Here is a 14,121-nt window from a genome sequence, read left to right as displayed (position 1 = left end):
GCTACAGGTCGATGACGACCTTGATATCGGTGTGATCACCCGGCTCGAACGCCTCGAGCGCGCGCTCCAACGGCAGTCGCCGGGTGATCAACCGGGCCAGCCACGCCGGATCGGCCTTCGCCAGCGACTCGGCGGCCAGCTGGTAGTGGTGCCGGTTGGCGTTGACCGAACCGAACACGACCGCGTTGTCGAGCACGATATTGCGGTTCAGCGCACCGACATCGACCGGGGAATCCTTGCCCGCCGCCGTCACCCCGGTCAGGCACACGATCGAGCCCGGAGTGTCGAACTGCATCAGCTGCAGCGTCACCGCCGCCGCACCCGTCGCCTCGATCACCACATCCGGGCTGATCTTCTCGGCCACCGCCGCGGCGGACCCGGTGTGGAAGGTGCCACCGAGATCGGCCACCAGCCCCGGCTTCGGCCCCGCCGTCGACCGGTCGAGCACATGCACGTCGAGCCCACGCTGCGCGCCGAGCATCGCCGCCAGCAGCCCGATCGGACCCGCGCCGGTGACCAGCACCGTCTTCGGTTCGAACCAGGCCCGCTGGTTGATCCGCTCGATCTGATCCCACGCCTTGGCGACCACCGTCGTCGGCTCCATCAGCACCCCGACCTCGGCCAGGGACGGATCGAGCCGCACCGTGTAGTCGGCGTCGACCACCCACGCGGTGGACCCGAACCCGTCGATCTCCTTGATCCCGCGCTCCACGTACTGCCCGTTGCGGCACATGTCGAATTCCCCACGCGCACACGCCCCGCACGGTTGCGGGTCCGGCCTGCGCACGATCCCCACGACGAGATCGCCCGGCGCGAAATCACTTCCGGCCGGCGCGGTACGCACCCGACCCAGCGACTCGTGCCCGAGGATCAGCCGCTCCCGCCCCGGCGGCGCCCATCCGTAGATACCCGAGGCGATTTCGCGGTCGGTGCCGCAGATGCCCAGCGACACCCCGTCGACGAGGAGCTCGTTCGGCCCGGCTACCGGATCCGGCACGTCCAGCACACTCAGCGAACCGGCCTGTTCGGGCACAACGGTCAAAGCACGCATGTCGTTTCCCTTCCGCCACCCCGGGCGACGCTGTCGACAACCTGCACGAGCAACTCACTCGCGAACCCGCGAGCACACGCACCACCTGCGCCAACGGTACGGGAACCCGCCGGGATCCCGCAGCACCGCGATGATCGCGAATTGCTTGCAATCACCCCGCGCGGTCATCGTCCCCAACGCCGGAAACACCGGTTGCCGGGTCGGCTACGGTGGAGACCGCTCGCACCGATCGACCCGTTGGCTGCTGGGAGGCGTCTTGCGCATCATCGTCCGGATCCTGCTCGTGCTCGCCGCCCTCATCGGTGCCGCCGCGCCGGCGCTCGCCACCCCGGCCATCGATGACACCACCAGCCGCAAGATCGACGAACTGCTCGCCGTGCGCGCCGGCGCGGGCCCGATCAGCCGGGCGGACCTGCTCGCACGGCTGTCCACGCGCCTGCTCGGCACGCCGTACGGCGCGAACATGCTCGTCGGCTCGGCCACCGAGCCCGAACAGCTCGTCGTGGACCTGCGCCGCGTCGACTGCTTCACCTTCCTCGACTACCTCGAGGCAGCGTCCCGCTCGGCCGACCGCGACCAGTTCGTCAGCAACCTCGTCGCCACCCGCTACGTCGACAGCCGCGTCGAATTCACCCAGCGCAAACACTTCTTCACCGACTGGGCGGCCACCGGGCGCGTCGCCGCCACCGATATCGCCGCGAGCCTGAGCCCCGCCGCGGTCACCGTCACCAAACACCTCAACGCCAAAGCCGACGGCGGCACCTATCTGCCGAGTCTGCCCGTCGTCGACCGGGCGATCACCCACATTCCCGCGGCAGCCGTCGACGGGGGAGTCGTGGCCGGGCTGCGCACCGGGGATTTCGTCGGCGCCTACACCCCCGACGCGGGCCTCGACGTCACCCACGTCGGTTTGATCGTCCAGACCGCCGACGGCCCGATGTTCCGCAACGCGTCCTCGCTGGCCGCCTACCAGGTCCTCGACACCCCGCTGGCCGACTATGTCCGCACCACGCCGGGCATCGTCGTGCTGCGCCCGCTCTGACCACCGCACCACCATCGAGGGATTCGCCGTGACCACCCTGCCCGATCGCCCCCACACCGCACTGCTCGTCGTCGACGTCCAGAACGGGGTCGTCGGCGAAGCGATCCGGCGCGACGAAGTGGTCGCCAACATCGCCGCACTCGTCGACCGGGCCAGAGCCGCGTCGGTACCGGTGATCTGGGTCCAGCACTCCGGCGACGACCTCGTCACCGGCACCGAGGCCTGGCAGTACGTTCCCGAACTCACCCGCACCGACGACGAACCCCTCGTCCACAAACGCTACGGCGACTCCTTCGAGGACACCCCGCTCGACGACCTGCTCGCCGACGCGGGCGCCGGGCACCTCGTCGTCGCCGGCGCCGAGTCCGACGCGTGCATCCGCTCCACCATCCACGGCGCGTTCGTCCGCGGCTACGACGTCACCCTCGTCGCCGACGCCCACACCACCTTCGACAAAACCCCGTGGGGCGCACCGCAACCCGCCGAGGTCATCGCCCACACCAACCTGTACTGGCAGTATCAGCGGGCGCCCGGCCGCACCGCCGCCGTCCGCCCGACCGCGGAGCTTGACTTCAGGTCGACCTGAACCGGCACGGTGGTCCCATGACCACCTTCGACCACGCCCACAGCCTCGGCTACGACCGCCGCGCCACCCGGCTGCTCGGCGGCCTCTACCGCCGCATCGCCGCCGACATCGACACCGCGACCGCGCCCGGCGCCACCGTCGCCGACATCGGCACCGGACCGGGAAAACTGCTGTCCCACGTGGCGACCCGCCGCCCCGATCTACGCCTGCACGGTGTCGACCTGTCCCCGCACATGATCGAGATCGCCCGCCACAACCTGCACGGCCACCCCGTCGACCTCACCGTCGCCGACGTCACCGACCTCCCGCACCCCGACGCGAGCATCGACCTCGCCGTCTCCAGCCTGAGCATGCACGAATGGCCCGACCTCGACCGCGCCGTCGACGAACTGCACCGCATCCTCCGCCCCGGCGGCACCCTCACCGTCTACGACTTCCGGTTCACCCGCGCCAGGGCCGTCAAGGACACCCTGCGCGCCCGATTCGGCACCGTCGACACCGCCGCCGTCCGGCTGCCCTGGCATCCCGTCGCCGTCGTCACCCGCTACCGCGCCACCGCCTAGGCTCGACGAATGACGGGTGAGCACACCACGATCGGCGCGGCGGCGGCACACTTCGGACTCGCCACCCACGTCCTGCGGCACTGGGAGGACCGCGGGCTGCTCACCCCGGACCGCGACTCGGCGGGCCGGCGCCGCTACCGCGACACCGACCTCGACACCATCGCCATGATCGTCCTCGGCAAGAAAGCCGGACTGTCCCTGGACGACCTGGCCCTGCTGTTCACCCGGGCACCCGACCGCGCCACCCGCACGCAGGTCCTGCACGCGCACCGGGCCCGCCTCGCCGACCAGCTCGCCCGCACCCGCGCCGCCCTCGACGCCGTCACCCACGTCCTGGACTGCGACGCCGAGGACTTCCGCACCTGCCCGCACTTCCTCGACCAGGTCGCCGCCGTCCGCCCGGCTACCGCACGTGCCCGGCGAGAGACCGGCCGATGACACATCCCCTGCTGGGAAACCCCGCCCCGACATGAGACGATCGCGCAGGTGACCAGCACACCGGAGCGGCCCCAGCACCTGCGGGACCTCGCCCTGCTGCGCCGCGTCCGCGACCGGATCGACCGCGAATACGCCCAACCGCTCGACGTCGAGGCCCTCGCGCGCGGCGTGCACATGTCCGCCGGGCACCTGAGCAGGCAATTCCGCCTCGCCTACGGTGAATCGCCCTACTCGTACCTGATGACCCGCCGCATCGAACGCGCCATGGCGCTGCTGCGCCGCGGCGACCTCAGCGTCACCGAGGTGTGCTTCGCCGTCGGATCGTCCTCACTGGGCACCTTCAGCACCCGCTTCACCGAACTCGTCGGCGTCCCGCCCAGCGTCTACCGGCAGGAGGCGCTGGCGACCCAGGGCATGCCGTCGTGCGTGGTCAAGAAGGTGACCAGACCGATCAGGAATCGAGAAGCGCCGGTCTCCCGCGACAATTAGCGTGGTCGCCATGAACATCACCATTCACCAGAGCTACCTGCCCCAGGACGACCCCGACGCCGCCCTCGCCTTCTACCGTGACGCGCTCGGTTTCGAGGTTCGCAACGACGTCGGCTACAACGGCATGCGCTGGATCACCGTCGGCCCGCCCGACCAGCCCAGCACCGCGATCGTGCTGCACCCGCCCGCCGCCGACCCCGGCATCACCGACGACGAGCGCCGCGTCATCACCGAGATGATGGCCAAGGGCACCTACGCCGGCATCAACCTCGCCACCGACGACCTCGACGGCCTGTTCGAGAAGCTCCAGGCGGGTGATGTCGAAGTGGTACAGGAACCCACCGATCAGCCCTACGGAATCCGCGACTGCGCCTTCCGTGACCCCGCGGGCAACATGGTTCGCATCCAGCAGACCAAGTAAGCACCACCGCCGGTAGATTCGAGAAACCGGCGACGCCGACCGACCTGAGGGAGATCCATGAGCACGGCCAAGAAGTCCAGCACCGCGACCGTCGAGCCGGCCGACGCCCACGACCTGATCCGGGTGCACGGCGCCCGGGTGAACAACCTGCGCGACATCAGCGTCGAGATCCCCAAACGCAGACTGACGGTCTTCACCGGCGTCTCCGGCTCCGGCAAGAGCTCGCTCGTCTTCGGCACCATCGCCGCCGAATCCCAGCGCCTCATCAACGAGACCTACAGCGCCTTCGTCCAGGGCTTCATGCCCAGCCAGTCGCGCCCCGACGTCGACGTCCTCGAAGGCCTCACCACCGCCATCCTCGTCGACCAGTCCCGCCTCGGCGCCGACCCGCGCTCCACCGTCGGCACCGTCACCGACGCCAACGCCATGCTGCGCATCCTGTTCAGCCGCCTCGGCGACCCGCACATCGGCTCCTCGCAGGCCTTCTCCTTCAACGTCGCCTCGATCAGCGGCTCCGGCGCGGTCGCCGTCGAGAAGCACGGCGTCACCGTCAAGGAACGCCGCAGCTTCAGCATCACCGGCGGCATGTGTCCCACCTGTGAGGGCAAGGGCACCGTCAACGACATCGACCTCACCCAGCTCTACGACGAGAACAAGTCCCTCGACGAAGGCCCGTTCACCATCCCCGGCTACAGCATGGACGGCTGGATGGGCCGCATCTACAAGGGCAGCGGCTTCTTCGACCCGGCCAAGCCGATCAAGAAGTACACCAAGAAGCAGCTCGCCGATCTGCTCTACAAGGAACCGACCAAGATCAAGGTCGACGGCATCAACCTCACCTACGAGGGCCTGATCCCCAAGATCCGCAAATCCATGCTGTCCAAGGACGTCGACGCGCTGCAGCCGCACGTGCGCGCCTTCGTCGAACGCGCCGTCACCTTCGGCACCTGCCCCGACTGCGACGGCACCCGCCTCAGCGCCGAAGCCCGTTCCTCCAAGATCGACGGCATCAGCATCGCCGACGCCTGCGCCATGCAGATCACCGATCTCGCCGAATGGGTCAAGGGCATCGAGGACCCCTCGGTCGCCCCGCTGCTGGAATCGCTGCGCCAGACCCTGGACTCGTTCGTCGAGATCGGCCTCGGCTACCTGTCGCTGTCGCGTCCCTCGGGCACCCTGTCCGGCGGTGAAGCGCAGCGCGTCAAGATGATCCGCCACCTCGGCTCCTCGCTCACCGACGTCACCTACGTCTTCGACGAGCCCACCGCGGGCCTGCACCCGCACGACATCCAGCGCATGAACGATCTGCTGCTGCGCCTGCGCGACAAGGGCAACACCGTCCTGGTCGTCGAGCACAAGCCCGAGACCATCGCCATCGCCGACCACATCGTCGACCTCGGTCCCGCCGCGGGCTCCAAGGGCGGCACCATCTGCTTCGAAGGCAGCGTCGACGGCCTGCGCGCCAGCAAGACCGTCACCGGCCGCCACTTCGACGACCGGGCCGCCGTCAAGGACACAGTGCGGAAGTCGGGGAGCGCGTTGCAGATCCGCGGCGCCACGGCCAACAACCTGCGCGAGGTCGACGTCGACATCCCGCTCGGCGTGCTCGTGGCGATCACCGGCGTCGCCGGGTCGGGCAAGAGCTCGCTCGTGCACGGCTCGATCCCGATCGACGAGGGTGTCATCTCCATCGACCAGGCGCCCATCAAGGGCTCCCGGCGCAGCAACCCGGCCACCTACACCGGCCTGCTCGACCACATCCGCAAGGCCTTCGCCAAGGCCACCGGCGCCAAACCGGCGCTGTTCAGCGCCAATTCCGAAGGGGCGTGCCCGAACTGCAACGGCGCCGGTGTCGTCTACACCGACCTGGCCATGATGGCCGGTGTGTCCACGGTGTGCGAGGTGTGCGAGGGCAAGCGGTTCATGGCCGAGGTGCTCGACTACACCTTCGCGGGCAAGAACATCAGCGAGGTGTTGTCGATGCCCGTCGACGAGGCCCGTGAGTTCTTCGGCGAGGGGGAGGCCAAGACGCCCGCCGCCCACAAGATCCTCACCCACCTCACCGAGGTCGGCCTCGGCTACCTCACCATCGGCCAGCCGCTCACCACGCTGTCCGGCGGTGAACGCCAGCGCCTGAAGCTCGCCACCCACATGTCCGACAAGGGCGGGGTGTACATCCTCGACGAACCGACCACCGGCCTGCACCTGGCCGACGTCGAACAGCTGCTCGGCCTGCTGGACCGGCTCGTCGACGCGGGCAAGTCGGTCATCGTCGTCGAACACCACCAGGCCGTGATGGCCCACTCCGACTGGATCATCGACCTCGGCCCCGGCGCCGGTCACGACGGCGGCCAGATCGTCTTCGAAGGCACTCCCGCCGACCTCGTCGCCGCCCGCTCCACCCTCACCGGCGAGCACCTCGCGGACTACGTCGGCGCCTGAGCCGCCGCTGTCCTCCCCTGGGACAACGGTTCCCGGGGGAGGAATCCCACTCCTCTCACGTCCGCTGTGACGTATCTCGCCGCCGTTCCCTCTGGTCCGCGTCGCACTCACCGGCCTAGCCTGAGTATCCGTCGCACGCGAAATCACCTGCACCAGAGGGATATTCGGCACCAATCGGACATTCCGAAGAACGGTGGTGACTCGCTGATTTCGCCGTGCGCTCTGATCGCTCCACCCCTCCGGATGCGCGTCGACCGACAGCGCCGGACCGGTGGCCGAATCGTGGCAAGGAGTCGCGCCGGTGACACATCGAGTCGTCCTGACCCGTCGAAAGGCGTTCGCCGCCCTGGCATTGCTCGCGGTCGCCGGGTGCGGCGCCGCCGACACCACCGCCACCGCACCCCACTGGGACTACGACGCCGAGGGACCCGATCACTGGGCCGACCTCGACAAGCACTACGCCACCTGCCGCAACGGTCACGCCCAGTCACCGATCGACCTACCCGACGCCGCCGAGGCCCACCCCGCCGACCACATCGAGATCGTCTACGGACCGACCCCGACGGCCACCCTCACCAATACCGGCCACACCATCCAGACCAGCGTGCCCGCCGGCTCGGGCAACCGGATCATCGTCGACGGCACCCCGTTCTCCTTGACCCAGTACCACTTCCACCTGCCCAGCGAACACACCGTCGTCGGCGCCGAAACCGCCATGGAACTGCACCTCGTGCATACCGACGCGGCCGGACGGCTGGCCGTCCTCGCCGTGCTGCTGCACGCCCAGCACGCACCGGCGCCGGTGAGCAGGGTCCTCACCGCGTCCCCGGATCGCGTCGGCGCCACCCGCACACTGAGCAATATCGACCCCCGCACGTTCCTGCCCGACGATCTCGCCCAGTTCCGCTACGAGGGGTCGCTGACCACACCGCCGTGCACCGAAGGCGTGGCCTGGATCGTGCTGCGCACCCCGAGTCCCGTCGCGATCGCCGACGTCGACCGGTATCGCGCCCTGTTCCCGCACAGCAACCGGCCGACACAACCCCGAAACGGCCGCCCGGTCATCCTCGCCGGGACCGACTAGGGGAGATCACGAGCGGGGGAGCAGCCCCAGCGTCATGTGCCGGACCAGATCGTCGAGGAGCTGTTCGGCGTCGTAGTCGGCGGTGTACCCCGACCCGACGAAAGTCGCCAGGCCCTGCACGGCCGCCAGCGCGGTGACGCCGAGCCGCTTGGGGTCACCGCGCACGATCTCGCCCGCGGCCTGGCCCTCGGCGATCAACGCGATCGGGATCGCGAACGCGCGGTCCGCGGCCGCCTGGATGCCGGTGTCGGTGGAGCTGTGCCTGCGCGCGAACATCAGCGGGAGCAGCTCTGGATTGTCGAGGGCGAACCGCAGGTAGGCCCTCGCGAAGGTCTGCAGTCGCGTCGTGATCGGTCCGGTGGTCACGGCCTGTTCGAAGCAGGCGCCGAGACGTTCGAGCCCGGTCACGGCCAGCGCGTCGAGCAGCGCCTGCTTGTCCCGGAAATGCCGGCTCGGGGCCGCGTGACTGACCCCGGTATCGCGGGCCAGCTGACGCAGCGACAGGCCGTCCGCCCCGACCGTGCGCAGCGCCGCCTCGGCGTGCTGCAGCAGCGCGGCGCGGAGGTCTCCGTGGTGGTAGCGCGAATGCAAGGACATGGTCTTGGCAGGATATCCGACATCCTGCGAATGTTTGCATTGACTACTTTGTAGTCGGTGACTACATTGACGATGCCATGACTGACAACACCGCGCCGCCGCGCCCGCCGAGCAGCATGCCGATCCGCGAGTGGTTGGCACCGATTACCCTGGTCACCGTGCTGGCCGCACTCCTGGGCACCATGTACCTCGGCTACACCGCCGACCCACAAAAGCACCTGCACGACTTCCCGATCGCCGTCGTCAACCAGGACGTCGGCGACACCCTCGCGGGCAGACCCACCAATCTCGGCGCCCAGATCACCACGGCACTGGGGGAGAACATCCCCGCCGACAAGATCGACCTGCGCACCGTCGGTCTCAACGAAGCCCAACGCCAACTACGCAACGGCGAGGTCTACGGCGCCATCGTCATCCCCGGCGACTTCACCAAACGCGTCGCCGTCCTCGGCGCGTCCTCGATCGTCCCCGGCGACGTCGAACAGCCGATCATCTCCGTCCTGACCAACCCCCGTGCGGGCACCCTCGCCGCCCAGATCATGGCGACGATCGCCGACCAGGCCATGACCCAGGTCAACACCACCGTCGGCACCCAGCTCACCGATCAGGTCCGCGGCGCGATCGGCACCGCACCCCTCAGCGGCGCGGCCCAGCTCCAGCTCACCCAGCCCATCGACGTCGTCGTCACCCCCTACCACCCGCTGCCCGAAGGCACCGGCCAGGGCCTGGCGGCCTTCTTCTACACCCTCGTCCTGCTGATCGTCGGCTTCAGCGGCGCGATGATGATCAACTCCCTCGTCGACGGCTCCCTCGGCTTCGTCCCCGCCGAATACGGCCCCTGGCACAAGATCGCCGCCCGCGCCCGGATCAGCCGCTGGCGCACCCTGCTCATCAAATGGGCGATCGCCGCGATCAGCGCACCACTGGCCTCCGGCGTCTTCCTCGGCATCGGCGCCCTGCTCGACATGTCCATCGAGCGACCACTGATGCTGTTCCTCTACGGCACCCTCGCCATCATCGCCATCGCCGTCACCGGCCTGTCGGTCATGGCCGCCTTCGGCACCGCGGGCCTGATGATCAACCTCATCGTCTTCGTCGTCCTCGGCATCCCGTCGTCCTCGGGCACCATCCCGCTCGAGGCCACCCCGCGCTGGATCGCCGACCTGGCCGCCTTCGAACCCATGCACCAGATCTACCTCGCCGTGCGCGCCATCTTATTCTTCGACGGCAACCTCGAAGCCGGTATGGGCCAGGGCCTCTGGATGACCCTCGTCGGCCTGGCGATCGGACTGGTCCTCGGCGCCGTCGCCACCCACCTCTACGACCTGCGCGGCCTGCACCGGCTCGGCCTCGACCACCGCCGGGAACCAGCCACCGCGCACTAGCGGACACCTCACTCGACACCCCCACGTGGAAGGGCACCTGATGCGCGAGTTCGAAGCCCCCGCTTCCTACACCGTTCCGGAACACGCGAACAACTCCGACAGCGTGTTCCGGCACGCCGAACACTCGCCGGACACGGTCCTGTTCAACGTCGCGACCGGTGACGGCACCCTCGCCGACGTCACCGCCGCCGAATTCGCGCGCACCGTCACCGATGTCGCCAAGGGCCTCATCGCCTCCGGCGTCGGGCTCGGCGACCGGGTCGCCATCATGGCCCCCACCCGCTACGAGTGGGTCGTGCTCGACCACGCCATCTGGGCCGCCGGCGGCTGCACCGTCGCCATCTACGACAGCTCCGCCGCCGAGCAGGCCAAATGGATCCTGCAGGACTCCGCGACCCAACTGCTGGTGGTCGACAGCGACAAGCACCGCCGCGTCATCGACCAGATCGACCGTGCAGCACTACCCGCGCTCGCCGAGATCCTGCAGATCGACCAGGGCGCCGTCGCCGAACTGACCAGGCGCGGCGCCGACCTCGACGACGAGACCGTCCACACCCGGCGCGCACAGGTCTACGCGAGCTCCCCGGCCACCCTGATCTACACCTCGGGCACCACGGGACGACCCAAGGGCGTCCTGCTGTCCCACGCGAACCTCTACGCGGAATCGAAGTCCGACCGGATCGAACTGGCGGACTTCGTCGTCGACGGCCACAAGACACTCATGTTCCTGCCGCTCGCGCACGTGTTCGCGCGCGCCGTCACCCTGGCCGCCCTCGATGCCAAGGTCATCGTGGGGTTCAGCGCCGACTGGTCCACCCTCGTAGACCAATTCGGCAGCTTCCGACCGCACTTCATCCTCGCGGTGCCGCGCGTGTTCGAGAAGGTCTTCAACGGCGCCAAGCAGAAAGCGCACGCCGGCGGCAAGGGCCGGATCTTCGACCGGGCCACCGAGACCGCCATCGCCTGGAGCGAGTCGCTGGACAGCGGCGGGCCGGGACTCCTGCTGAAGCTCGAGCACGCCCTGTTCGACAAGCTCGTGTATCGGCAGTTGCGCGGCGCGCTCGGCGGACGCTGCGGAGCGGCCGTCTCCGGCGGGGGACCGCTCGGCGCCCGCCTCGGCCACTTCTTCCGCGGCGTTGGCATTCCCATCTACGAGGGCTACGGACTCACCGAGACCACCGCGGCCATCACCGTGAACACCCCGCAGCACACCAGGGTCGGCACCGTGGGCCGCCCGACCGACGGGCACGCCATCAAGATCGCCGACGACGGCGAACTCCTGCTGCGCGGTCCCGTGGTGTTCCACGAGTACTGGGGCAACCCCGACGCCACCGCGGACGCCTTCACCGACGGCTGGTTCCGCACCGGCGACCTCGGTGCCATCGACCGGGACGGCTACCTCACGATCACCGGCCGCAAAAAGGAAATCATCGTCACCGCGGGCGGCAAGAATGTCTCGCCGGGCCTGCTCGAGGATTCCCTGCGCGCGCATCCACTGATCGGTCAGGCAATGGTCGTCGGCGACGGTCGCCCGTTCGTCGGCGCACTGATCACCCTCGATCCCGAGGCTCTTCCCGGCTGGCGGCAACGGCACAACCTGCCCGCCGATACGCCGATCCAGACCCTGGTCGAGAATCCCGATCTCGTCGCCGAGATCGATGCCGCCGTCGCCGACACCAATACGCTGGTGTCCCACGCCGAGGCCATCAAGAAGGTCCGGATCCTGCCGTCCGACTGGACCGAGGCGACCGGCGAACTGACCCCCAAGATGTCGCTGCGGCGTGCGGAGGTCATGAAGAAGTACGCGACCGACGTCGACGCGATCTATTCATGACTTCCCCGGTGCCCTTATTTCGTCACAGTGACGAAATAAGGGCACCGGGGAAGTGGAGGGGGAGTGCGAACCCTGTCGCTACAGACCCGCGAATCCAAAGATTTCTCGACATTCGGAGCCGTCGACCCGCAGCTGAAGACATTCATCACGAGAGGTCATGAATTGATCATTCGGCGGCAAACGCGGAATTCGACGTCACATATCGAAGCTGTCGATACGCGGCGTTGTGAATGCGAAGAAGTTCTCGCGGGTCGATGCGGAACAGGATGGGCGGCTCGGCCATTCGATCGGCAGGCAATGCATGTCGGCAGACGCTGCATCCAATAATGCAAAACACCCACCCGACCGGCGCCGTTCAAACGCCGATAATGCACATTATGTCAACTAGAACCGTGGCGTATGGCGGCAGACTCCTCCCCGCTGTGCGTCCGGGGTCAACGCTTGGGCGTCAGCGTGATGGAACCGATCACCACGTCACCGAAATACGCCGGACCCGCATACCCGCCCTGTCCGTCGCTGATCAGGACGACTCGGTGGCCGGGAAAGAGGTCGACGTAACCACCGTCGGGCGTCGGATGAATTGGGTACCGCCCTATCAAGACCAGGTTCCCGTCTTCGACTCGCCCGTCGCGTTGCAGGAGCACGATGCCGCCCGACCATGTCGTCGACGTATACGTGCCGGGTTCGACGTCGGCGGCTGCTTGACCGACTGCGCCGACGACCGTGGCCGCACCAACGGCCACAACTATCGCAGCGGTCCGGACTATCGCCGGAATGGCGCGTATGGACATGGTCAACTCCTGCCGCCCGGGTTACCAACACTACGCCCGCCAACCACCACCGTCGAAGAGATCACTCCCCCGGACTGTGCGTCGGGCACAAACTGTTCGGAGTCAGAATGTCCGAAAAATGATGTGACGATACCAGCGGCAGACGCCGAGGGCGAACCGTATACGGAAGTTGTCCCCGTCCAACGTGATTCCGTAGCGGCCGGTGATCTGCTGGATGCGGTACTGGACGGTGTTGCGGTGGACGTCGAGGAGGCGGGCGGTGCCCGAGTAGCTGCCGCCCTCGGCCAGGAAGACCTCCAGGGTGTGGCGGAGCATGGCCATCTTGGCGCCGTCGTCGGCGAGCGGTCCGAGGACGCGGCGGACCAGTCCGGCGAGCTCGTCGGGTTCGTCGGACAGCAGCGCGAACGGAGCCACGGTGTCGAAGTCGACCACCGGTGGGGCGTCGGGCCCGGCGGTCACGGCGAGGTTCTTGGCGCGGGCCGCGCTGCGGGCGGAGTTCCGGAATCCCGGGAGCCCGTCACCGACCGTGCCGATGGCGACCCGGACGGGCAGCCCGGAGGCCGTGATCTGGTCCGCGAGGGCTTCGGGTGCAATGTGGTGGTCGCCGGTGGACGGGAACCAGATGCGCAGCGCGCGTTCGCCGGTCGCGGCCGCCAGCTCCGCTCCCCTGGCGCCCATCGCCGTCGACAGGAGCTGGCGGGCCTGGTCGAGCGCGCGGGCCGCGTCGGCTCCCGGGGTGTCCGGTGGAGTCCAGACCTCCGCGGTGCGGTGGGACTGGTCCAGCCGGTAGTCGAGTGCTTCCTCGGCGGCCGGGACATCGACGTCGTCGCTGTCGAGCAGGCGGGCGATCCACTGCTGGCGCGCGGCTTGGCGGCTGCTGAGCCAGCGGTCCCGTTCCGTCTCGTAGATCCGGCCCATGGACGAGTTGAGCCGGTCCAGGTAGGTGCTGGCGAAGCGGAGCAGTTCGGCGATCCTGGTGGCCTGGTCGGGACCGGGGACGGCGAGGATCAGGCCGATGGCCGCGTCGAGGAGGCGATACTGGCCCAGGCCGTACGCGCGCAGCAAGACGGTCAGCGGCACGCCGCGCCGGGCCAGGCGCTGGGCGTAGGCGGCAGCGCCCGCGGGCGGGCTGACGGTGGCCGGGTCGATGTTGTTGGCCAGGACGTACTGCACGACGGCGATGTTCTCGGCGATGCTGGCGGCGCGCAGGTCGGCCAGGTCGAAGGCGATGTCGGTCACCGGGATCATCTGTTCGGTGACGCGGATCAGGTCCTCGGTGATCGCGTCGGTGAGTGGACCCAGGGCCTGGCCGACCCAGACGAGGGATCCGTACGCCGCCACCGCCCACTCCGTCCGCTGTACAAAAACTACCGCCGATATTGTGCCATGCGCACAAAT

At 68.6% G+C, this 14,121-nt stretch carries 14 protein-coding genes; 10 read left to right on the top strand and 4 right to left on the bottom strand.

The window, feature by feature from the left end; genetic code table 11:
* Position 1 precedes the first annotated feature (1 nt).
* Positions 2 to 1,051: a glucose 1-dehydrogenase gene (locus tag AB0L91_RS19420; RefSeq protein ID WP_365011765.1), complete on the bottom strand. Its 1,050-nt coding sequence runs from the start codon at positions 1,049 to 1,051 to the stop codon at positions 2 to 4.
* 256 nt (positions 1,052 to 1,307) lie between these two features.
* On the opposite strand from AB0L91_RS19420, the gene AB0L91_RS19415 reads away from it, so the two are divergent.
* The 8 genes from AB0L91_RS19415 to AB0L91_RS19380 all read left to right on the top strand — a co-directional run bounded on the left by AB0L91_RS19415 (position 1,308) and on the right by AB0L91_RS19380 (position 8,116).
* Positions 1,308 to 2,093 carry an N-acetylmuramoyl-L-alanine amidase-like domain-containing protein gene (locus AB0L91_RS19415; RefSeq protein WP_365011763.1) on the top strand — a complete coding sequence of 262 codons (786 nt, stop codon included), beginning with the start codon at positions 1,308 to 1,310 and terminating at the stop codon, positions 2,091 to 2,093.
* Positions 2,094 to 2,121: 28 nt separating this feature from the next.
* Positions 2,122 to 2,679 carry a cysteine hydrolase family protein gene (locus AB0L91_RS19410; RefSeq protein ID WP_365011761.1) on the top strand — a complete coding sequence of 186 codons (558 nt, stop codon included), beginning with the start codon at positions 2,122 to 2,124 and terminating at the stop codon, positions 2,677 to 2,679.
* 17 nt (positions 2,680 to 2,696) lie between these two features.
* Positions 2,697 to 3,242 (top strand): class I SAM-dependent methyltransferase, encoded by a 546-nt coding sequence (locus tag AB0L91_RS19405; RefSeq protein WP_365011760.1) that lies wholly within the window; start codon positions 2,697 to 2,699, stop codon positions 3,240 to 3,242.
* A 9-nt stretch (positions 3,243 to 3,251) separates the two neighbouring features.
* Positions 3,252 to 3,680, top strand: a complete 429-nt coding sequence (locus tag AB0L91_RS19400; protein WP_355272111.1) for a MerR family transcriptional regulator — start codon at positions 3,252 to 3,254, stop codon at positions 3,678 to 3,680.
* Between the two features lie 48 nt (positions 3,681 to 3,728).
* On the top strand, positions 3,729 to 4,169 hold the full coding sequence (locus tag AB0L91_RS19395; protein ID WP_218720192.1) for an AraC family transcriptional regulator: 441 nt from the start codon (positions 3,729 to 3,731) through the stop codon (positions 4,167 to 4,169).
* A 10-nt stretch (positions 4,170 to 4,179) separates the two neighbouring features.
* Positions 4,180 to 4,590 carry a VOC family protein gene (locus tag AB0L91_RS19390; RefSeq protein WP_355272109.1) on the top strand — a complete coding sequence of 137 codons (411 nt, stop codon included), beginning with the start codon at positions 4,180 to 4,182 and terminating at the stop codon, positions 4,588 to 4,590.
* Between the two features lie 57 nt (positions 4,591 to 4,647).
* On the top strand, positions 4,648 to 7,032 hold the full coding sequence (locus AB0L91_RS19385) for an excinuclease ABC subunit UvrA (RefSeq protein WP_365011758.1): 2,385 nt from the start codon (positions 4,648 to 4,650) through the stop codon (positions 7,030 to 7,032).
* A 301-nt stretch (positions 7,033 to 7,333) separates the two neighbouring features.
* On the top strand, positions 7,334 to 8,116 hold the full coding sequence (locus tag AB0L91_RS19380) for a carbonic anhydrase family protein (protein ID WP_365011756.1): 783 nt from the start codon (positions 7,334 to 7,336) through the stop codon (positions 8,114 to 8,116).
* 6 nt (positions 8,117 to 8,122) lie between these two features.
* Here AB0L91_RS19380 and AB0L91_RS19375 read toward each other — a convergent pair whose 3' ends face one another.
* A complete protein-coding gene (locus AB0L91_RS19375; protein WP_365011755.1) occupies positions 8,123 to 8,713 on the bottom strand; it encodes a WHG domain-containing protein in 591 nt (196 codons plus the stop codon).
* A gap of 77 nt (positions 8,714 to 8,790) precedes the next feature.
* Between AB0L91_RS19375 and AB0L91_RS19370 the strand changes: the two genes are divergently transcribed.
* The gene (locus AB0L91_RS19370) at positions 8,791 to 10,098 is read left to right on the top strand and encodes an ABC transporter permease (RefSeq protein ID WP_365011753.1); all 1,308 of its coding nucleotides are present in this window, start codon (positions 8,791 to 8,793) and stop codon (positions 10,096 to 10,098) included.
* Between the two features lie 40 nt (positions 10,099 to 10,138).
* Positions 10,139 to 11,932, top strand: coding sequence for a long-chain fatty acid--CoA ligase (locus AB0L91_RS19365; protein WP_365011752.1), 1,794 nt, complete (start codon positions 10,139 to 10,141; stop codon positions 11,930 to 11,932).
* 434 nt (positions 11,933 to 12,366) lie between these two features.
* Here the strand turns inward: AB0L91_RS19365 and AB0L91_RS19360 are convergent, their stop codons facing one another.
* Both AB0L91_RS19360 and AB0L91_RS19355 read right to left on the bottom strand, forming a co-directional pair.
* Positions 12,367 to 12,723 (bottom strand): hypothetical protein, encoded by a 357-nt coding sequence (locus tag AB0L91_RS19360; RefSeq protein ID WP_365011751.1) that lies wholly within the window; start codon positions 12,721 to 12,723, stop codon positions 12,367 to 12,369.
* A 102-nt stretch (positions 12,724 to 12,825) separates the two neighbouring features.
* Positions 12,826 to 14,064: a helix-turn-helix domain-containing protein gene (locus tag AB0L91_RS19355; protein WP_365011749.1), complete on the bottom strand. Its 1,239-nt coding sequence runs from the start codon at positions 14,062 to 14,064 to the stop codon at positions 12,826 to 12,828.
* Positions 14,065 to 14,121 lie beyond the last annotated feature (57 nt).

It is taken from the genome of Nocardia sp. NPDC051833 (assembly GCF_040681225.1).
In the GTDB taxonomy this organism is placed as follows: Bacteria; Actinomycetota; Actinomycetes; order Mycobacteriales; family Mycobacteriaceae; genus Nocardia.
This window is presented reverse-complemented; position numbering and strand designations above follow the sequence as displayed.